Source organism: Streptomyces chengmaiensis (assembly GCF_029846775.1).
GTDB classification, from domain to species: domain Bacteria; phylum Actinomycetota; class Actinomycetes; order Streptomycetales; family Streptomycetaceae; genus Streptomyces; species Streptomyces chengmaiensis.
Window position 1 is genome coordinate 27,527 of the sequence record NZ_JARWBG010000001.1, and the last position, 19,828, is coordinate 47,354.

General features: G+C 69.8%; 14 protein-coding genes and 1 riboswitch. Of the genes, 6 read left to right on the forward strand and 8 right to left on the reverse strand.

All coding sequences use genetic code 11. The annotated features are described in order from the left end of the window. Positions 1 to 15: 15 nt before the first annotated feature. From QCN29_RS00145 to QCN29_RS00160, 4 genes are all read right to left on the reverse strand, one after another. The gene (locus tag QCN29_RS00145) at positions 16 to 1,686 is read right to left on the reverse strand and encodes an ABC transporter substrate-binding protein (RefSeq protein WP_279925359.1); all 1,671 of its coding nucleotides are present in this window, start codon (positions 1,684 to 1,686) and stop codon (positions 16 to 18) included. A 232-nt stretch (positions 1,687 to 1,918) separates the two neighbouring features. Continuing rightward, positions 1,919 to 2,710 carry an enhanced serine sensitivity protein SseB C-terminal domain-containing protein gene (locus QCN29_RS00150; RefSeq protein WP_240137270.1) on the reverse strand — a complete coding sequence of 264 codons (792 nt, stop codon included), beginning with the start codon at positions 2,708 to 2,710 and terminating at the stop codon, positions 1,919 to 1,921. A gap of 103 nt (positions 2,711 to 2,813) precedes the next feature. Next, positions 2,814 to 3,572 (reverse strand): enhanced serine sensitivity protein SseB, encoded by a 759-nt coding sequence (locus tag QCN29_RS00155; RefSeq protein ID WP_279925360.1) that lies wholly within the window; start codon positions 3,570 to 3,572, stop codon positions 2,814 to 2,816. 454 nt (positions 3,573 to 4,026) lie between these two features. Further along, the gene (locus QCN29_RS00160) at positions 4,027 to 4,692 is read right to left on the reverse strand and encodes an AAA family ATPase (protein WP_279925361.1); all 666 of its coding nucleotides are present in this window, start codon (positions 4,690 to 4,692) and stop codon (positions 4,027 to 4,029) included. Positions 4,693 to 4,853: 161 nt separating this feature from the next. Beyond that, positions 4,854 to 4,954: riboswitch (glycine riboswitch) on the forward strand. A 152-nt stretch (positions 4,955 to 5,106) separates the two neighbouring features. On the opposite strand from QCN29_RS00160, the gene gcvT reads away from it, so the two are divergent. The 4 genes from gcvT to QCN29_RS00180 all read left to right on the forward strand — a co-directional run bounded on the left by gcvT (position 5,107) and on the right by QCN29_RS00180 (position 9,512). Beyond that, on the forward strand, positions 5,107 to 6,237 hold the full coding sequence (gene gcvT / locus QCN29_RS00165) for a glycine cleavage system aminomethyltransferase GcvT (RefSeq protein WP_279925362.1): 1,131 nt from the start codon (positions 5,107 to 5,109) through the stop codon (positions 6,235 to 6,237). A gap of 52 nt (positions 6,238 to 6,289) precedes the next feature. Beyond that, the gene (gcvH, locus tag QCN29_RS00170; RefSeq protein ID WP_279925363.1) at positions 6,290 to 6,664 is read left to right on the forward strand and encodes a glycine cleavage system protein GcvH; all 375 of its coding nucleotides are present in this window, start codon (positions 6,290 to 6,292) and stop codon (positions 6,662 to 6,664) included. A gap of 31 nt (positions 6,665 to 6,695) precedes the next feature. Next, complete coding sequence (glyA, locus tag QCN29_RS00175; RefSeq protein WP_240137275.1) at positions 6,696 to 7,955, forward strand: serine hydroxymethyltransferase; 1,260 nt, start codon at positions 6,696 to 6,698, stop codon at positions 7,953 to 7,955. Between the two features lie 189 nt (positions 7,956 to 8,144). After that, a complete protein-coding gene (locus tag QCN29_RS00180) occupies positions 8,145 to 9,512 on the forward strand; it encodes an L-serine ammonia-lyase (protein WP_279925364.1) in 1,368 nt (455 codons plus the stop codon). A 34-nt stretch (positions 9,513 to 9,546) separates the two neighbouring features. On the opposite strand, the gene QCN29_RS00185 is transcribed toward QCN29_RS00180, so the two are convergent. After that, positions 9,547 to 11,331: a hypothetical protein gene (locus QCN29_RS00185; protein WP_279925367.1), complete on the reverse strand. Its 1,785-nt coding sequence runs from the start codon at positions 11,329 to 11,331 to the stop codon at positions 9,547 to 9,549. A gap of 46 nt (positions 11,332 to 11,377) precedes the next feature. Continuing rightward, a complete protein-coding gene (locus QCN29_RS00190) occupies positions 11,378 to 12,781 on the reverse strand; it encodes a hypothetical protein (RefSeq protein ID WP_279925368.1) in 1,404 nt (467 codons plus the stop codon). 465 nt (positions 12,782 to 13,246) lie between these two features. On the opposite strand from QCN29_RS00190, the gene QCN29_RS00195 reads away from it, so the two are divergent. Further along, a complete protein-coding gene (locus QCN29_RS00195) occupies positions 13,247 to 13,636 on the forward strand; it encodes a hypothetical protein (RefSeq protein WP_279925369.1) in 390 nt (129 codons plus the stop codon). 63 nt (positions 13,637 to 13,699) lie between these two features. Then, positions 13,700 to 15,004, forward strand: coding sequence for a hypothetical protein (locus tag QCN29_RS00200; RefSeq protein WP_279925370.1), 1,305 nt, complete (start codon positions 13,700 to 13,702; stop codon positions 15,002 to 15,004). A 107-nt stretch (positions 15,005 to 15,111) separates the two neighbouring features. Here the strand turns inward: QCN29_RS00200 and fxsT are convergent, their stop codons facing one another. Beyond that, on the reverse strand, positions 15,112 to 18,144 hold the full coding sequence (fxsT, locus tag QCN29_RS00205) for an FxSxx-COOH system tetratricopeptide repeat protein (RefSeq protein ID WP_279925371.1): 3,033 nt from the start codon (positions 18,142 to 18,144) through the stop codon (positions 15,112 to 15,114). 73 nt (positions 18,145 to 18,217) lie between these two features. After that, on the reverse strand, positions 18,218 to 19,381 hold the full coding sequence (locus QCN29_RS00210) for an aKG-HExxH-type peptide beta-hydroxylase (RefSeq protein ID WP_279925372.1): 1,164 nt from the start codon (positions 19,379 to 19,381) through the stop codon (positions 18,218 to 18,220). Positions 19,382 to 19,828: the final 447 nt, after the last annotated feature.

Here is a 19,828-nt window from a genome sequence, read left to right on the forward strand (position 1 = left end):
CGCGTGCGGATGTGCTTACTTGAACGACACCTCGGCGAAGCTCTCCTGCGTCAGCGGGGAGACGTTCGGCGGGTTGACGTTCTTGGCGAACGCGATGGCCGGCGGGGACGAGGAGACCGGGAGACCGGGCAGGTACTCCATGATGACCTCGTTGGCCTTCTTGTAGGCCTCGATGCGCTTGGCGGGGTCGCCCTCCTTGGACCCGGCGTTCACCGCGGTGAAGACCGTTTCGTCCTTGAAGCCCCACTGCTTGTCGTACTCGGAGAACCAGGTGCCGATGAAGTTGTAGCCGTCGTTGAAGTCACCGGTCCAGCCGAGCATGTGCAGGGCGCAGCTGCCCGCCTCGGTGGCGTCCAGGTAGTCCGGGGCCCACTTCATCGGCTTCGGGGTGACGGTGATGCCGGCCTTCTCCAGGTCGGCCTTCATCAGCTCGAACATGTCCTGCGGGGCGGGCATGTACGGGCGGGTGACCTCCGTCGGGTAGCAGAAGTCGATCTTCAGAGCGGACTCGCCGGCGTCCTTGAGCAGCTGCTTGGCCTTGTTGGTGTCGTACGCGTACGTCTTCACCTTGTCCGAGTGACCGGCGACCGTGTGGGGCATGAACTGGGTCGCGACCTTGCCGCCCTCGGGAAGCTGGGTCTTGACCATGTTCTCGCGGTCGACGGCGTGCGCGATGGCCTGGCGCACCTCGCGCTTCTTCAGCGCCGGGTTGGCCTCCTGGGTCATGCCCAGATAGAAGAGGTTGAAGACGTCGCGGGTCGGGACCTGGAAGCCCGCTTCCTCCAGGGTCTTGACGTCGGCGGGCGCGACCAGGTCGTAGCCGTCGATGTCCCCGGCCTGGAGGGCCTGGCGGCGGCCTTCCGGGGTGTCAATGGTGCGGATGACCAGGTTCTTCACCTTGGCCTTCTCACCCCAGTAGTCGTCGAAGCGCTCAAGGGCGACTTCCTTGTTCCCCTTGTTCCAATCCGTGATCTTGTACGGCCCGGTGCCGGCGACCGTGCCGGCCTCCTGGCTGTACTTGGGGTAGGTGATCGCGTCGCCCTTGGCGGAAGCTTCCTGCTTCTCATACTCCTTGATGGCCTTGGGCGAGTGGATCGCCAGGGCCTGGAGGGAGAAGCCGCCCGGCAGATTGGCGGAGGCCTCGTTGACCTCGATGACGGCGGTGTGCTCGTCCTTCGCGGTGCACGACTTGTAGTTCGGCTTCGGCGTCTCGGGGTCTTCGTTGTTCTTGAAGCCGCCCATGATGGACTGCCAGTAGTACGAGACCGCGCTGGTCTGGTACGTGCCCGTCCAGTTGAACCAGTGGTCGTAATTCGCGCACACCGCGGCCGCGTTGAACGCCTCGCCGTCGTGGAACTTCACACCCTTGCGGAGGTTGAACGTCCACACCGTGCCGGCGTCGTTGCCCTCCCAGGATTCGGCCAGGCCGCCGACCAGCTTGGAGCCGCCGGGCTCGTGCTTGAGCAGCGCCTCGAAGGCCTGGCGGGTGACCCGGTAGGTCTCGCCGTCAGCCGCGAGGGCGGGGTCCAGCGAGCCGGGATCTCCGGTGCCGGCGAACACGAACGTGTCCTTGTCGCCGCCCTTCGCGTCGTCCTTGCCCCGCTCACTGGAGCAACCCGTGGCGATCAGGCCAACGGCGACCGCCGCTGTCACCGCCCGGACGGCTCTCGACTTGCTAATACGCATGGGTCCACCCCAGGGATTCCGCCGTGTGGAGAAGAGGTCTTGACCGGCCGAACACTACAGACGAGTAGGACGGCGGAGAACAGTCCGGATAGCGGTGATACCTAGCTGAGACCCGGACACTCAACAAACCGGGCAGATACGGGACAACAGCGAACGCCACATGATGCCCGAATTAACACCGTTGACATACAAAGAAGTTGAGTGCAGCTATTGACCCGTGGTTCAGCAGCGATCAGCGGGGCGGGACGGGCGGATAGCCATAGCCGCCGTCCACGGGCCGGGACGGGCCGTGTGCCTCACGGTCGTAGAAGGGGCGCGCGCGGGCACGCAGCCACATCGCCACGGGGTCGTACTCGTCGGACATCGCCACCGTGGAGACGGGCAGCCCGTCAGGGACCGCCGTCACCGTCTGCCGCATCATCGCGCGCACCGCGTCGACGGAGGCGGCGCCCGTGTCGTACAGATCCAGGCCGATGGCGAGATACGGGGCGCCGAGCGAAGGCTGCACCCAGGCCCGGCGCAGCGAGCGGACCGCGGGGGTGCGGTGGGCGTTCTGCGCGAGCAGGCCGTAGAAGTGGGGCAGCTCGATGACGGGCTCGGACAGGGTCAGCGGGCCGGCGGGCATCCGGTCCAGGCCGGTGGCGATCCTCCGCAGATCCGGCCAGGGGATGCCGACCCCGCCGCCGGGGGCGTGCGGGTTGAGCCAGATGCCCCAGCGCTCGGGGAAGAGGGCGCGGGCGATGTCGAGCCCGCTGACCACCTCATGGGCGCGGTTCCAGCCCGAGGCGGCGAGCTCCTGGGCCGAGGTGACGCAGGGGGCGTATCCGACGCCGTCGACCTCCATGTTGCCGAACTGGGCGTCGGGCGCGCCGGGTGCGCCTTGCCAGAGCAGCATCCAGACCCGGCCCTGAGCGGGGTCGGCGAGCGCGTGCAGCAACGCCTCGTAGGAGTCGTAGCGTCCGGGAGTCACCTGGCGCAGCATGTGCTCGACCTGCCCGGCCGCAGCGGTGCCTGACGCGCTCACTCTGGGTTCCGCCCCTCGTCGTCCCTCGTCGTCCCTCGGGGACCAGCTTAATCGGCCCTCTTAACGCAGACTTGACGAGTCCGGCGGCGCGTCATACGGCAGGTCATGCGCGCCGGCGCTCGTAGAAGGGGCGGACGCGCTCCAGCATCCAGTCGCCGACCGGGTCCTGGGCCACGTCCAGCAGTACGAGACTGACCGGCCAGCTCACCTGGACGCGGCCGAGGGCCCGGCCGAGGGCGTCCATGGGCGCATTGCGGTCGGGGCCGTCCCAGGAGGAGAGCTGGACGCCGACGAAGAGCGAGGGCGCTTCGCCCTCGACGGAGGCGAGGGCGCGGCGGGCGGTGAGGACGACGCCGGACTCCTCGAACTCGCCGGCTGCTGCGGCGAGGAAGTCGACGGGCTCCTCCTGCCAGTCCGGCTCGAAAAGCCGCACTCGGCCGCCGGTCACCGGGGCGTCCGGAGAAGTCCGCCCGGGGCCGCAGAGCTCCGCTACGGCGGGCGGCGGCAGGGGCATGCCGACGGCGCCGCCCGGGTTGACGGCGATGCCGAGCTGCGGGGGCAGACCGCGGGCGAAGTCGCGGGCGGGCGCGACGGTGAACGACATATGCGCGCCCGCGCACTGGAGGAACTGCTGCTCGGAGCTGAAGACGGGAACGTAGGCCGCGCCGTCGACCTCCACGGTGGGCAGGTCGAGGGAGGGGCTGTCGGGTCCGCCGCCGTTGGGGAGGGGCACCCAGACATGGCTGCGGGCGAGGACCTCGACGAGGCGGGGGCCGGCGGCGGGGTTGCCGACGGAGGCGGCGAGCGTCTCCTCCAGCTCGTTGCCGGGCCAGGCGGTGTGGGCCTGCGGCGGGATGTCCATGCGTGCGGCGCCCCTCTTCTTTCCTCTTCTTCCCTCGGTGCTACGGGGCGACCCTAGCGTGCGGCGGGTCGGGGCTCGGGGGCGCCTGCGGCGGGCTGCTGCCCCGCCCTTCCCGAAACCGGGGGCTCCGCCCCCGGACCCCCGTACGGCATGAAAGCCGTGTCCTCGATCTGCCCCGGATTTCGTCCGGGCGGCGTCCCTGGACGGGCCGGAAGGTCCAGCCCGTCCGGCGACCGAGGACAAACCAGCCTCGCCCGGGGGCACGATCCAGCCTCGCCGGCGTTTGAGGCGCGAGGCCGCACATCCAGCCTCGCCGGCGTTTGAGGCGCGAGGCCGCACATCCAGCCTCGCCGGCGTTTGAGGCGCGAGGCCGCACATCCAGCCTCGCCGGCGTTTGAGGCGCGGGGTCCGGGGCGGAGCCCCGGTACGGGAGTCCGGGCGGAGCCCCCGCACCTCAGGACCGCCGGAAGCCCAGCACCCCCAGCGCCTTCGCCGACTCCTGGTCCAGGAGGGTCGCGGAGGCGCACCCGGCCGGCAGGTCGCCGGATTCGGCGGCGCGCAGGAGGCGGGACACGGCGCGGAGGTGGCGGGTGAAGGCGTAGCGGGAGACCCCGCGGCCGCGGGCGCGCTGGCCTGCGCGGGCCGCCTCGGGCGGGACGTCGAGAAGGACGAGGTGGAGCCCGCTGCCGCGCCGGCGGGCCTCGCGGGCGAGCCAGCGGCGCACCCACGCCTGGGTGCCGCAGTCGTGGACGACGACGCCGGCGCCGGAGCGCAGGGCCCGCCGCAGCCCGGCGTAGTGGGCGACGCGCACCAGCGGACGGTAGACGGCGTACGGCAGGAACCGCGGCAGCCGGGCCTCCCAGCGCTCCCGCGCGTCCTGGGAGTCGACGCCCCCGCCGGGGACGGCACGTCTGATGAGGGTGGACTTGCCGCTGCCGGGCAGCCCGGAGACCACCACCACGTCGCCCGCGGCGAACAGCAGGCTGCCGGGGCTGCGCCCGGCCCGTTCGCGCAGGTCGCGCAGGAGCGGCGCGGAGGCCCGTACGGCGATTCCCGGCGCGGGTCGCGCCGGGACGCCCGCGGCCGCCGGTGCGATCTGACCGGTCCGTTGCGACGTCATCGCCCCTCCCCCATGTCGGGCCCTGTGCAGGACCACCCAACCCTTGCTCATGGAGTGTAAAGAACCGGTAATGCGGCACAACCTTTCCCGTATCGTGGCCGGACCCCCCACTCTTCCCCGATGCATGCAATGATGTGCGCGCCAACTGCATACCGGCCGTTTGAATCCACGCGGGAGAGTCCCGGCGACACGAGTGTCCGCCGGGCGCCGAAGGAGCAAGTTCCTCCCTTGAATCTCTCAGGCCCCGTACCGCGTGCGACGAGGCAGATCTGAAAAGCGAGCCGCCGTCGAGCGGCTCCACCCAAGGTGCAAGTCACGACTACCCATATGTGCGGTCGCGACGAACCTCTCAGGTTCCGATGACAGATGGGGAGGATTGTCCTCGCCCTGACCATGCCCCTGGGAGCCCTGTCTATGAGCAACGCCCCTTCGAGCACCTCCCCGCGCCGTACCGCCCTCGACGCCCTCCACCGGTCGCTGGGCGCGACCATGACCGACTTCGCGGGCTGGGACATGCCGCTGCGGTACGGCAGTGAGCGCGACGAGCACAACGCCGTACGCACCAAGGCCGGTCTCTTCGACCTCTCCCACATGGGTGAGATCACCGTCACCGGGCCGCAGGCCGCCGCCCTCCTCGACCACGCGCTGGTGGGCAACATCGGCGGCGTCGGCGTGGGCCGCGCCCGCTACACCATGATCTGCCAGGAGGACGGCGGCATCCTGGACGATCTGATCGTCTACCGCCTCGCCGACGCCGAGTACATGGTCGTCGCGAACGCGGGCAACGCCCAGATCGTGCTGGATGCGCTGACCGAGCGCGCCGCGGGCTTCGACGCACAGGTGCGCGACGACCGCGACGCCTATGCGCTGATCGCCGTCCAGGGGCCCGAGTCCCCCGGCATCCTGAAGTCCCTCACGGACGCCGACCTGGACGGCCTGAAGTACTACGCGGGCCTGCCGGGCACGGTCGCCGGGGTTCCGGCGCTGATCGCCCGAACCGGTTACACGGGCGAGGACGGCTTCGAGCTGTTCGTCGAGCCGCAGCACGCGGAGAAGCTCTGGCAGGCGATCACCGAGGCCGGCGCCCCCGCCGGTCTGATTCCGTGCGGCCTGTCCTGCCGGGACACCCTGCGCCTGGAGGCGGGCATGCCGCTGTACGGGCATGAGCTGACGACCTCCCTGACGCCGTTCGACGCGGGTCTGGGCCGGGTGGTCAAGTTCGAGAAGGACGGTGACTTCGTGGGCCGCGCGGCGCTGGCCGACGCCAAGGAGCGCGCCGAGTCCAGCCCGCCGCGCAAGCTGGTCGGCCTGATCGCCGAGGGGCGGCGGGTGCCGCGCGCCGGGATGTCCGTGGTGGCGGACGGCCAGGTGATCGGCGAGGTGACCTCCGGCGCGCCGTCCCCGACGCTCGGCAAGCCGATCGCCATGGCCTATGTGGACGCGGCGCACGCCGCCCCCGGCACGGCAGGCGTCGGCGTGGACATCCGCGGTGCGCACGAGCCGTACGAGGTCGTGGCGCTGCCCTTCTACAAGCGCCAGAAGTGACGCGCGTCTCCCCTTCCCCCAGCACTCACCCGCGTACAGGAGAATTCAGATCATGAGCAACCCCCAGCAGCTGCGTTACAGCAAGGAGCACGAGTGGCTGTCGGCCGCCGAGGACGGCGTGTCGGCGGTCGGCATCACGGAGCACGCGGCGAACGCCCTCGGCGACGTGGTGTACGTCCAGCTCCCGGAGGTGGGCGACACGGTGTCCGCGGGCGAGACCTGCGGCGAGCTGGAGTCGACCAAGTCGGTCAGCGACCTGTACTCCCCGGTGACGGGCGAGGTCGTCGAGGCGAACCAGGCGGTCGTGGACGACCCGTCGCTGGTGAACACGGCCCCGTTCGAGGGCGGCTGGCTGTTCAAGGTGCGCGTGGCGGAGGAGCCGAAGGACCTGCTCTCCGCGGACGAGTACACCGAGTTCGCCGGCTGACCGCCGACTCACGACCCCAAGGGATGTCACCATGTCGCTTCTGAACACCCCCCTCCATGAGCTGGACCCGGACGTCGCCGCCGCCGTCGACGCCGAGCTTCACCGTCAGCAGTCCACCCTCGAGATGATCGCCTCGGAGAACTTCGCTCCGGTCGCGGTCATGGAGGCACAGGGCTCGGTCCTCACCAACAAGTACGCCGAGGGCTACCCGGGCCGCCGCTACTACGGCGGCTGTGAGCACGTCGACGTCGTCGAGCAGATCGCGATCGACCGGATCAAGGAGCTCTTCGGCGCCGAGCACGCCAATGTGCAGCCGCACTCGGGCGCCCAGGCCAACGCGGCGGCGATGTTCGCGCTGCTGAAGCCGGGCGACACGATCATGGGTCTGAACCTGGCCCACGGCGGTCATCTGACCCACGGAATGAAGATCAACTTCTCCGGCAAGCTCTACAACGTGGTGGCCTACCACGTGGACGACGCCACCGGCCAGGTCGACATGGCCGAGGTCGAGCGGCTCGCCAAGGAGGCCAAGCCGAAGCTGATCGTGGCCGGCTGGTCCGCGTACCCGCGTCAGCTCGACTTCGCCGCCTTCCGCCGGATCGCGGACGAGGTCGGCGCGTACCTGATGGTCGACATGGCCCACTTCGCGGGCCTTGTCGCCGCCGGTCTGCACCCCAACCCGGTGCCGCACGCGCATGTCGTGACCACCACCACGCACAAGACCCTCGGCGGTCCGCGCGGCGGTGTGATCCTCTGCACGGCCGACCTCGCCAAGAAGATCAACTCCGCTGTCTTCCCCGGTCAGCAGGGCGGCCCGCTGGAGCATGTGATCGCCGCCAAGGCGGTGTCCTTCAAGGTCGCGGCCTCTGAGGACTTCAAGGAGCGCCAGCAGCGCACCCTGGACGGCGCCCGCATCCTCGCGGAGCGCCTGGTGCAGGACGATGTGGCCGAGCACGGCGTGTCGGTGCTGTCCGGCGGCACGGACGTCCACCTGGTCCTGGTGGACCTGCGGCACTCGGAGCTGGACGGCCAGCAGGCCGAGGACCGGCTGCACGAGGTCGGCATCACGGTCAACCGGAACGCGATCCCGAACGACCCGCGGCCGCCGATGGTCACCTCGGGGCTGCGGATCGGCACCCCGGCGCTGGCCACCCGCGGCTTCACGGCCGAGGACTTCACCGAGGTCGCCGACATCATCGCCGAGGCCCTGAAGCCCTCATACGACGCGGCCGCCCTGCGCGCCCGGGTCACGGCCCTCGCCGAGAAGCACCCGCTCTACCCCGGTCTGTAATCCGGAGGCAAAGCCTCCGAGGTCCAAAAAGTCGGGGCACCGCGCACACTGGACGGTGAGCGCCAGTGAGCACGGTGCCCCGCACCATGCCCTCGCCTCTCGCAGCCCCGCCTCTTCCCCGCTCTTTCCCCCCCGCACGCCCTGCACCACCCGGCAGACGACGGCGTCTACCACCCCTAGGAGACATCCGTGGCCATTTCGGTCTTCGACCTGTTCTCGATCGGCATCGGCCCGTCCAGCTCCCATACGGTCGGCCCGATGCGCGCCGCCCGGATGTTCGCCCGGCGCCTGAAGAACGAAGGCATGCTGGCGCACACCGCGTCGATACGGGCCGAGCTGTACGGCTCACTCGGCGCGACCGGCCACGGCCATGGCACACCCAAGGCGGTGCTGCTGGGCCTGGAGGGCAGCTCGCCGCGGACCGTCGACGTCGAGAGCGCCGACGACCGCGTCGAGCAGATCAGGACGGCGGGACGGCTGAACCTGCTGGGCATGCACGAGATCGCCTTCGACTTCGACGAGGACCTGGTGCTGCACCGCCGCAAGGCGCTGCCGTACCACGCCAACGGGATGACGGTCTTCGCGTACGACGCCGAGGGCGGGCCGCTGCTGGAGAAGACGTACTACTCGGTCGGCGGCGGCTTCGTGGTGGACGAGGACGCGGTCGGAGAAGACCGGATCAAGCTGGACGACACGGTCCTGAAGCACCCCTTCCGCACCGGTGACGAGCTGCTGCGCCTCACCCGGGAAACCGGCCTGTCGATCTCCGCGCTGATGCTGGAGAACGAGAAGGCATGGCGCTCGGAGGAGGAGATCCGCGAGGGCCTGCTGGACATCTGGCGGGTGATGCAGGCGTGCGTGACCCGCGGCATGTCCCGGGAGGGCATCCTGCCCGGCGGCCTGAAGGTGCGCCGCCGGGCCGCGAACTCGGCCCGGCAGCTGCGCGCCGAGGGCGATGCGCAGGCCCGCGCCATGGAGTGGATCACGCTCTACGCGATGGCGGTCAACGAGGAGAACGCCGCAGGCGGTCGCGTGGTGACCGCCCCGACGAACGGCGCGGCGGGCATCATCCCGGCCGTCCTGCACTACTACATGAACTTCGTCCCGGGCGCGGACGAGGAGGGCGTGGTCCGCTTCCTGCTCGCCGCGGGCGCGATCGGCATGCTGTTCAAGGAGAACGCCTCGATCTCAGGCGCCGAGGTCGGCTGCCAGGGCGAGGTCGGCTCCGCCTGCTCCATGGCCGCGGGCGCGCTGGCCGAGGTGCTGGGCGGCAGCCCCGAACAGGTGGAGAACGCCGCGGAGATCGGCATGGAGCACAATCTGGGCCTGACGTGCGACCCGGTCGGCGGCCTTGTGCAGATTCCGTGCATCGAGCGCAACGGCATGGCGGCGGTGAAGGCCGTGACGGCCGCGAAGATGGCGATGCGCGGCGACGGCAGCCACAAGGTCTCGCTGGACAAGGTCATCAAGACGATGAAGGACACCGGCGCGGACATGTCCGTCAAGTACAAGGAGACCGCGCGCGGCGGCCTGGCGGTCAACATCATCGAGTGCTGAGGACTGTCGCCTTCGGCACGAGAGCCGGTGGTGCTCAGGGAGCCGAGGAGGGGAACAGCTCGCCGACGGCACCGTCAAGGGTCCGTTCCGCACCCTCCCCGGTGAGAGTGAGGGTGGCTGTGCCGCCCTCGCCGAGCACCGTTACGGCCTGGGAGCCGCCGCCGACGTCCCAGACGCGACGCTTGGCGTCCGAGACAGCCACCCACTGCTCCGCTCCCTCTTCCAGTGCGTAGACACGCGGGTCCTCGCTGCGGACGAAGTCGCAGGATCCGGTCGCGATGCGCTGTGTGCGATAGGGCAGATAGGAGACGTGGGCGCTCCCGTCGGCCGTGAACCACGCGTCAAAGGGCGCCCAGCCGGCTCCCGGGGCCACCGCGACCGACTCCTCCCCTGAGTCCGGGGTGAGGACCTTGGTCCGCTGGCTCATCGGTTCGCAGGAGCCGGCGGCGTCCCGTCCGACGACCACGTCGCTGACGATCATTCGTGCGCCGTCGTGGTCGACGGCTTGGAAGTTCTCCGCGAGCCTGCGGGGCAGGACTCCCTGGGCTGCCCCGTCCGCCGTGAGGCGGTACACGCTGTGGGCCGACGTGTCGTCGTACAGCGGACGCACATAGGCGACCAGTTCCTCTCCCTGTCGGTAGGAGGACAGGACGTACGCAGGGCCGTGAAGCTCCCCGGACGGCATCGCCGGCAGCCCTTCGACCCGCCACTGAGCTGGGGCGCCGCCGTCGGCGGGGTACGCCCACAGGCCGGTGCCACCGGGCCCCGCAGAGATCAGCCGATCGCCTGCGAAGGCGATGTCGCATTGCTCGCAGTCCCAGGTGCGGACGGTGTCGTCGGCCAGGTTCATCAAGCGGATCGACCCCTCGGGAACATAACCGATCAGCGACTCGGCGGTGCCGGCCTCCGACATCTCGGTCCAGGCGATCCGGGTGCGGTCCTCCGACCAGGCCACCGTCCCGGGGTTCGTCTCTGAGTCCAGGGACGCGAGAGTTCGCGGTTCCGCTTCCGGGTCCTCAAGGAGGCGGACCTCCTTCGCCGTTGTCCAGGCGAATGGATGGAAGACATCGCCGGTTCCCGATGTGGGGACGTCGGCGGGCAGCGCCTCATAGGAGTCGGGCACGACGAACTCCTGGAGAGCGCCGGTCAGTTCCTCTGCCGTGTCGGTAAAGACAGGCCTGGGGGCGTCGCTGGCGGTGGCGGTCTTCGTGAGGGCGCGTTGCTCCGCCGTTGGCACACGGTGGCCGACGAACCTGAAGTCCAGTCGCAGCCCGGAGCTGTCCAGCCGCTCCCGCAACTCCTTGTCGAATTCAGTGGTGTTGTCGGTGCAGGCGTCGGCACCGTGGGCAGTGATGACGATGATGCGGTTGTGGGCGGCGTCGCTTTCAGCGAGGTCGTCGACGGCGGCGAGGATTCCACTGTGAAGGGTGGCTCGCCCGGTGGGCTCGAGGCCGCGGGCCGCGTCGACGATGGGGCGACCGTTCTCAGTAGCGGCGGGAACGAGTTGAGCAGTGTTGTCAGAGGCGTCGCACGTGCCGCCGAAGCGGCGGAGCGAAAGGGCGTCGTCATCGGCAGCATTGAGAGCACTCGCGGCGACGGCACCGCTGATGTCAGCGAAATCGTAGCCCTTCCCCCCATCCGGTGAAGGGACGGCGGAGGCGTCGACAAGAAACACCACGCGGTGCTCAGCACCAGAACCGGCCCGCCCCAGGATCAGCGCCCCGGCCGCTGCCACGACGGCGAGGAGCACGGCCGGCACGGCCCACCATCGCCATCGGGATCCGCTCGGTTCTGCCGCTGTGGCTGTCGCAGTGGTCATGGCAGCCCCTCTCGGAAATCCTCGCAGGTTGCGCGGGGGCATCGACTCACGCGGCGTCGGAGATGATCGAGGCGATCTTCCCGCTCACCCGGTCGATGTCCTCGGCGGACGTCCCGCGTTCTTCCGCGAGCTGGATGAAGTGATATGTGAACGCGGCGGTGCAGAGGTCGAGCCGGTCCTTGTGGGCCGTGCATGACGAAGAGTGCGAGGAGATCCCCTTCCGCAGGTCAGAGACATCGAGGGAGAACGACAGGGAGCCTTCGGGAAGCGGTGTTTCGAAGTCCCTTCGCTCCGGCTCCCACTGGCTCACCCCGATGTAGAGACCCGGGGAGCCGGTGGGGATGTTTTGGGTGTCGCCGTCGGCCTTGCAGCCTTGCCATGGTGAGCCCCGTAGCTCCTCTTCCAGCTCGGGCGCGATGCCTCCGAAATCGTTGCAGGCGGCCGTAACGTGATTGTGGGCCGAACCAAGGAAGTAAGTCATGGTCCGGGAGCCGTTTGCGGCCGACACCTCGACAGAGGTGCCCGCTGCCGCACCGATCGTCAGCATCGTGCACCGCGCTTGCGCCGGTCCGACCAGGAACCCTCCGTCGCCGTATCCGTAGAGTGCCGTGCCGCTCGGGAGGCTGAACCCCTCAGGCAGCGGGAGGGAGGCGGGTACCGGGCCGATCTCCCTGCCCATGTGGTGTTCCCCCGTCTTGCAGGCCGTCACGGACGTCGACTGTCGCGGCACTTCGGCGGGGGCCGCCTCGTAGGAACTAGGGACGGTGAACTCCCGCAGGGTGGTGGCGAGGTCCTCAGTGGTGTCGGTCTGGACGGGGTCTGGGGCGTCGGTTGCGGCGGCGGTCCGTGCGAGGGTTCGCCGATCCTCGTCGGTGAGACGGTAGCCGACGTAGCGGAAGTCGAGGTCGAGGTCGGTTTCGTCGAGGCGTCGGGTGATGTCACGGTCCAGGGACTCGGGATCGGTGCAGGCGTCGGCACCGTGGGCGGTGATGACGATGATGCGGTTGTGGGCGGCGTTGCTTTCAGCGAGGTCGTCGACGGCGGCGAGGATTCCACTGTGGAGCGTGGCCTGACCGCTGGGCTTCAGGTTGCGGACCGCGTTGGCGACGGGGCGGCCGTTCTGAGCGGCGTCGGGGACGAGTTGAGCGGTATTGTCGGGGGTGTCGCACGCGCCGCCGAAGCGACGGAGAGATAAGGCATCGTCATCAGCGGCATTGAGGGCGGTGGCGGCGACGGCATCAGTGATGTCGGTGAATTCGTAGACATTCCCCGCGTCCGCTGACGGGACGGCGGAGGCGTCGACGAGGAACACCGCGCGATGCTCAGGGCCGGAAGCGGTCCGCCCCAGGAACAGCGTCACCGCCGCGGCTGTGGCGGCAACGGCCAGGGCTGCCCCCACGACGGTGAGAAGCAGTAACCGGCGCCGGCTTAATCGTGAGGTGAGGGGCAAGGCCCGCCTCCTTCCGCGAGGTGGACACCTTGGCGCAGGCCAGGGCTTGCTGACGGGCGCGAGGCGCAGTTCCGTCCGACCGAACCGGGGTTATGCAGGCGCCCTTTCGCCGCGGCACACGCAGCAAACCGGAATTCCTGCTCAGGATTCGCCGGACGCCCGGTTCCGACGCCTCGGCCATCATCCACTACCGCGCAAGATCTTTCAGCGAGTTGCGGAAACCGAGTGGGAACTACAGAGGAAGCTTCGCCGATATCCCGGGCGCGGAGTACGGCATTCCGAATCGAGCATGCGGATAGAGATCGCCGCGTTCGACCACAATGGTCTCGCCGAACAAATTTGCGAACTCCTCTGCGCACAGAGATCCGATTTCCGGGTTCTCGCGTTGGGGATCCCGAAACGTACGCGCGATGTAAACTCTCGTGTCTCTTCACCACACGGGGAAAGCTGATCTTTGGGGGGCCCATGGATCCCGTTACCGTCATTCTGACCGCCCTGGTGGCCGGCACTTCTTCGGCGGCCGTCCAGGAGTCGAGCCGAGCACTCTGCGGCGCTGTACGGAACCGTCTGACGCGCGGCCGTGACACACATGGCCAGGACGCGACCGACCCCGCGGACCCGGCGGCGCTGGAGGCGTACCTGCAGGACCCGGCTGGTCAACACGAGCGGCTCGCCCGGGCTTTGGCCAAGGCCGGGGCAGGCCGCGACGCGGAGCTGATCGAGGCGGCGCGCCGGGTGCTGGCCACGACCCACCCCGGCGCCGCCGGGTCCGTCGGCGCGTACCTGGCGGATCTGCGCGAAGCCAGGGGCGTGGTCGTGGGCGACCACGCCAGCCAGACCAACCACTTCTCCTAGCGCACCCGGCGCGCCATGGAAAGGCACAGCGGTCCCTGCAAAGGTGCCGAGGGGGCGGAACGGGTGACGGAGAACCCGGTGCGGGAAGGCGTCGACGACGAGGAACACCGGAGCGGAGAGGCGAACGACTCCGGGGACGTCGGGGATGACGCCAGAGCCGACGGAGGCGAGAACGGGCGGAACAGGGGGGAGGGAAGGAAGGGTGTCCGGCTGGGCCGGTCCGCCTCGTACGACCTGAGCGAGGCTCGGGGCGTGCTGATCGGTGACTACGGTCGCCAGGTCAACCGCTTCATCCTCAGCATCCCCCGCAGCCTGCGGATCACGCTGATCCTCACCACCGTGGTGGGGCTGCTGGCGGGCGCCGCGTGGATCGTGGTCGAGAAGGTGCTGCCGGAGTACGCCCCCACGTACAAGACGGAGTTCCTCGTCGATATCGCCGACGGCGCCGAGGGCGTAACGAGCGTCACCGACTCCCTGCAGTCCGTGCTGGAGAACTCCGGCGACAGCGAGGCCATGGCCCTGCGTACCTTCGGCGGCGATTGTGGCGCGAAGGACAACACCACCCGCCATGTCGACTTCGGTACCGGCAACCGGCAGCAGATCACGGAAGCGGCCGGTGCGCTGTCACGGACGGGGAAGCCCACCCTGGTGCGGGGCATCGTCGAGGCGGTGGAGGACTTCTCAAGACCATTCGGGCGGGAAGCCAAGCAGGTCAACCGGATCATCGTGATCACTCGGCACGGAGAGGACGCCTGCGACTCCGACACCGGGTTCGTGGAGCGGGAGATCCGCACCCGGCTCGCTGCCGCCGGGCTGGCGATCGACTTCAGGCTCATCGGGTATCAGGTGCCCGACGAGCAGCGGGAGCGGCTGCAGCGGCTCGCCACCGGAGCGAACGCCCCTGCGCCCAGCTTCGCAGAGACGCCGGAGGAGCTCAACGACACCTTGGAGTGGTTCACCAACGTGGAGCCGGTGCTGCGGAACTCCCAGGAGGTCATCAGCATCCTCAACCCGCCCGTGGAGCAGGTCAACAAGGGGGTGCAGGCGATCGCCGACGGACGTCTGGACACCGCCGAGACCACCCTGGCCGGCGCGCGGGAGTCCATGGTCGGCACCGACGTCGAGTTGGAGGACCTGGCGGGCCGCACCAAGACACCGGAAGCCCGTGATCTCCACACTGGAGCGGTCAGGCTGCGCACGTTGCAGGAGGATGTCGTCGCGGCGGCGGAGGACGCGCTGGACGCGGCCCGGGCCGGGAAGCCCCTGGGGCCGACTCTTGGTGTGTACGAGCAGGCGACCACGGAGTACAACGCCGAAGTGGCTGCGATGAACACCACACTGGCCAAGCTGCGGGCGAAGAGCCCCTGACGTATGGCTTCCCGGCGGGGCCGGGCCGCGCCGGGAGGTGCTGCGCGAGCACGGGGCAGAGGCGAGTGCACCCCGCGGGTGCTCCGGGGGTGCGTGCGGTTCGCGGCTCAGCCGAGATAGGGCTCGAAGTCCCAGTAGGGGCGCACCCGCTGGCGGGCGGAGAGGGTGTGGTGGTGCTGCGCTCCCAGGGTGCGGGTCAGGCGTTGCAGCGCATCCTCCTCCAGCTTGCCGGCCTCGTCCCGCTCCTGTAGCGCCCGCAGGTCCGCGGCGAGTGCGACCATGCAGGAGAGGGTCAGGGGGTGGTCCTCGCCCAGCACCCGCCGCGACCTCCGCAGGGTGTTCCGGCTCAGTTCGGCGGCGTCCTCCAGTCGTCCGGTGAAGTTCCGCCCGGCGGCGGTGTTGAGGGCGCACCCCAGCATCACGGGATGGTCGTCGCCCAGCCACGGGCGCAGCCCCACCATGGCCTGCTCGAACATGCTGAGCGCCCCGTCGCGGTCGCCTTCCGCCTGAAGCACCAGACCGGCGTTGGACTGCATTCCGGTGGGCACCGGATGGGCTTGGCCGAGCAGTTGGCGGTAGCCGTTCTCCGCCTCGCTGATCAGTTTCTTGGCCCGGGCCAGTTCGCCGTGTTCCCGAAGGAAGCTGCCGTAGTCGGCGATCAGGGCCAGTGTGTAGAAGTGGCTGCGGCCGTGCACCTGCTCCTGCAGTTCCAGCAGGGCGGCCATGGCCGATGCGATCTCCTCACCGGACGTTCCCGCCCGCCACTGGCACAGCAGCAGGTTGTGGCGGGCCCACAGAGTCTGCGGATGCTGCGGCCCCAGCACCTGGACGTGCAGACGCATCCCCAGTTCCTGCCGGGCCAGGGCGTCCCGGTAATGGCCCATGACCCGCAGGTCGCGGGCGCAGGTGTTGATGGAGCGCAGTGTGTCCGGGTGGCGTTCCCGCAGGGAGACCTCGCGTTTGCGGAGGGTGTCCAGGTCGACGTCGTATGCCTCCTGGTAGCGGCCCAGCAGTCTGAGGCCGGTGGCCAGGTTGTACTGGGCGAGCAGGGTCGTGCGCTCTTCGGCTCCGAAGAGGCGGTGGGCCGTGGCCACCACCTCCTCCTGCATACGCAGAGCCTTGTCGTACTGCCCGAGGAAGCGCGTGTCCGCGGCCAGGCAGCTGGTGGCCTCCAGCAGGGCGTGCTCGTTGGAGTGTTCGGCGGTGCGCAGCCGGTCCAGGCGTGCGTGGTCGAGTTCGTAGGCCTCGCGGAACCGGCTGCTGGCCCGCAGGACGTTGCCCTGGAGCGTGGTGAGGCTGAGCATGAGCGGGGCGTCGGGAGTCATGTACTGCGACCACCTGGCCCTGATCTGCTCTGCCAGCTGGGAGCCGGCCCGGTTCTCGCCGCTGGCGAAGCAGTAGCGCAGGCAGTTCAGCAGGGTGTTCTGGACCCGCTGGTTCTGGCTGTCGAGGGCGCCGGACGCGGACAGGTGCGGCAGCAGCTCCGCGTAGCGGGGCCACTGTTTGCTGTCGTTGGGGGCGCCGGGGTCGGCGTCGGCGAGCAACCGGTGCACCACTTTCCGGTATTCCTCGCGTTCCCGGCCGCTGGCCAGCTCGCTGACGATGGCGTGCACGACCCCGTGCATGCGTACGGTTTCGTGCTCGTGCGCGGCCTCCTCGTCGCGGCCGGTCTCGTCGAAGGCCGAGCCCCTCGTCTCCCTGGTCAGCACGGAGTAGTTCACCAGGGAGTCCAGGGCTCGCGTCCAGCTGGGCAGGTCGCTGGTGATCCAGCGCAGGTTCTCCGGCAGGTCGGAGGCGCGCAGCCCGCGCACGAGCCCCAGTGGAATGCGGCCGGGTGCGAAGGCGGTGCACAGCGTGAGGAGTTCGACGGTGTGCCGCTCGCTGCGCTTGAGCTTGTTGATGAGTATCGACCACGAGGTGAGGGAGGACTGCGGGTAGTCGTCGGGCATCACCAGTCCCTCGAAGCGGGCGAGGCCGCCGTCGCGCACCATGCGCAGGTACTCGGGGACCTCCATGCGTGACTCGCCCAGCCAGGCGGCGGCCTGCGCGAGCTGCAGGGGGACGTCGTGGAATTCGACGGCCACCTGATCGGCCTGCTCGGCGGTGATGTGCGGCGCGCGGCGCAGGAGATAGGCGGTGGATTCCGCCCTTCGGAAGCCGGAGATCTCCAGGGTGTCCGTCGCGGCCCGCCAGTTGTGGTTGCGGGATGTGATCAGAACGTGCCCGGCGCCGCCCTGGGGCAGGAAGGCGGCGGCGTCCTCCGGGCTCTCCCATCCGTCGAAAATGACCAGCCAGCGCCCGTACGGCACGCCTCTGCGCAGGGACTCGCGGACGACGCGGATGCGCTCTCCGGGCTCGGAACCGCTGGGCAGGCCGAGCGCGGTGGTCAGCCCCGCGAAGGTGTCGCGCTGGGTGTTGCGCTGGTCGGAGTTGACCCACCACACGACGTCGTAGTCGGGGAGGAAGCGGTAGGCGTATTCGACCGCGATCTGAGTCTTGCCGATGCCGGCCATCCCGACGAGGGCGCACACGGCCGCGCCGGGCTCGGCGTCCATCAGCCGCTGCTGCAGCGCATTGAGGATCTCGTCCCGCCCGGTGAACCGGGAGTTGCGGCGGGGAACGTTCCCCCATGCCGCCGGCTGGTTGCGGGGGTAGCGGGAGACCGAGGAGACGGCGGCCCGCCGGGCCGGCCTGGAGGACAGCGAGAGCCGGTAGAGCAGTCGTCGCTCGGCCTCCTTCTCGTCCAACTGCCATAGGTCGGCCGGTTCCAGGACGGCCGTCGCGGGCAGCAACGGGCGGTTGGTGAGGGTCACGGCGGCGAACCGGTCCGACTGCTGGGCGACGAAGCCGCGCAGGACCGTGTTCCATTCGCCCTCGCGGCGGAGGCCGAGTTGGAAGAACACATCGCTGAGCACAAGCAGGACCCGGCCGGAGGCGAGCTGCAGGTCGCTGAGGGCCTCCTGCAGCGGCTGCTCACGGGAGGGGTCCCAGCGGTACAGCGAGGCCCGGTGGCCGTGGTACTCCAGGCGGTGGGCGATCCATGTCGCCCAGGCGCGGTCGTGGCCGGAGAAGGCGACGACGAAGTGCTCGGACTCCTGGACCGGTGCCTCGCTCCCGTCCGGGCCCCGTTCAGCGACCATGGGTGCGCTCTCCCTTGTGATCAGGTCCCCGTCGCTCTGCAGCGACCCTTGGACGGCTACTTTACGTTATCGATCATGACAATGGGTGCAGATATGAGTCGTCCGACGAAACACCGCTCAAACTCTCCAGATAGCACTTCATGCCGGCCACGAACACCTTTCCTTCAGCCGTGAGTTGGCCTGATTCCATCAGGGTGCGCAGGGGCGCGGAGACCTGTTCGGCGTAGGCGGCGGACCGTGCGAGGGCCGCCTTCCGGCCCCCCGGGGTCGCGCCGCGTCGCCCGGCGAGCCGACGCCACAGGTCGGCGAGCGCCAGATGGGCGTAGGTGCCCTGCAGAACCGCGGGCAGCGGACGGGGATCCGCACGCCACGCCACCATGTGCTCCGCGTCTCCTCCCGGAAGCAGCAGCGGCACGGCATCGCTGATGACGGCGAGTTTGCTGTGCTGCACCTCGTGGACCAGGACCTCGGCCATCGTCCGAGACGAGGCCGGCAGCGTTGTCAGCACGGCCCAGGGCGCCGCGCGCAGTGTCCCGCTGGCCACGCCCGGTCCGTCCCCGGCGATCGGCACGACCGAGTCGACCAGCGAGGCCACTTCGGCCGCCCGCGGCGGATCGGCCGACGACAGCAGGGCCAGCGCCGCGCGCCAGCGGGCCAGCCAGGGGCGGGCGGCGGCGGCCGACCGGACCGGGCTGCGGGGCAGTGCGCGGCCATGGCTGGGGTGGCGACCGGACCAGTACGGGTCCAGATCGTCGAGGACGCCGGACCCGCCGGGCAGTGGGCGCAGCCGACGCCACCCCTGAAGAGGGGCGGCGAGGACGGCCGGGCGCGGCAGCCGGATCGCCGTCCTGCGCCCTTCGGCGGTCAGGCACACGCTGCCGGGCCCGGCGACGATGCGTACGTTCGCCGCCCGGGCGTCGAATGCGCCGATGCCGGGAAGGGCCAGTCTCCCCTCGTCGGTGGGCAGGGTGAGCCGGAAGCCGGTCCCGGCGCCCAGGGCGGCGGCAGCGGCCGCAGCGCCCAGTCCCGCCAGCGACTTGTCGAAGGGTGGCCCGTCAGGCACGTCGAGCGTGTGCAGAAGCCAGTTGCCGACGGCCGGATAGCCGAGTGTCGTTCGCGCGGCGGCCGGGTGGGCGGCTTCGGCTCTCTCCAGCAGCCGCCAGTGCAGCAGCAGCCGCCGCCGGCATGTCTCAGGCGCGTGCCGTTCCGCCCTGGTGAGCAGGGACTTGAGCAGCACGAGCCGTCTGCTGTGCAGAGCACCCCGTAGAAACACGGAGTCTGCGGGCCTCGGGCGGGTGCTTCCCAGCCGCGCGAGCACCGCCTCGGGGAGCTCAAACGCAGTAGTCTGGGCCGGCACAGTCGCCCTCTTGGCGCACTGAGATTGGCCGGATCGCATCCAGTGCCGAGCCCGCGCCGCACCTGCCCCCATTGTTTCCTTCCCCGCCCTTCGGACTGTCCCCCCACCAGATCTCGGTGAACTGCTCTGGCCGGCGCAGTGCGTGGTCCGCCGCGGCTGTGACGGCAGGGTCTTCCGTGGTCAGCAGAACATGCAAGTCAACGTGGTTGAGGTTGGGAAGCGGAGGTGTTGCGGAGCTGACTTGGCCCGATCCGGTGGACGTGCCGTGGGTCTGCTCTGGCACGTTCTTCTCCTCCCTGCGGCCCCGCCCCGGAGGCTCGGTCACGG

Bases quoted from the DNA above. Each gene is read 5' to 3' on its own strand.
- QCN29_RS00160 (WP_279925361.1), bottom strand. From the start codon at position 4,692: ATGACGTCGCAACGGACCGGTCAGATCGCACCGGCGGCCGCGGGCGTC.
- QCN29_RS00145 (WP_279925359.1), bottom strand. From the start codon at position 1,686: ATGCGTATTAGCAAGTCGAGAGCCGTCCGGGCGGTGACAGCGGCGGTC.
- QCN29_RS00195 (WP_279925369.1), top strand. From the start codon at position 13,247: ATGGATCCCGTTACCGTCATTCTGACCGCCCTGGTGGCCGGCACTTCT.
- fxsT (WP_279925371.1), bottom strand. From the start codon at position 18,144: ATGGTCGCTGAACGGGGCCCGGACGGGAGCGAGGCACCGGTCCAGGAG.
- glyA (WP_240137275.1), top strand. From the start codon at position 6,696: ATGTCGCTTCTGAACACCCCCCTCCATGAGCTGGACCCGGACGTCGCC.
- gcvT (WP_279925362.1), top strand. From the start codon at position 5,107: ATGAGCAACGCCCCTTCGAGCACCTCCCCGCGCCGTACCGCCCTCGAC.
- gcvH (WP_279925363.1), top strand. From the start codon at position 6,290: ATGAGCAACCCCCAGCAGCTGCGTTACAGCAAGGAGCACGAGTGGCTG.
- QCN29_RS00185 (WP_279925367.1), bottom strand. From the start codon at position 11,331: ATGACCACTGCGACAGCCACAGCGGCAGAACCGAGCGGATCCCGATGG.
- QCN29_RS00155 (WP_279925360.1), bottom strand. From the start codon at position 3,572: ATGGACATCCCGCCGCAGGCCCACACCGCCTGGCCCGGCAACGAGCTG.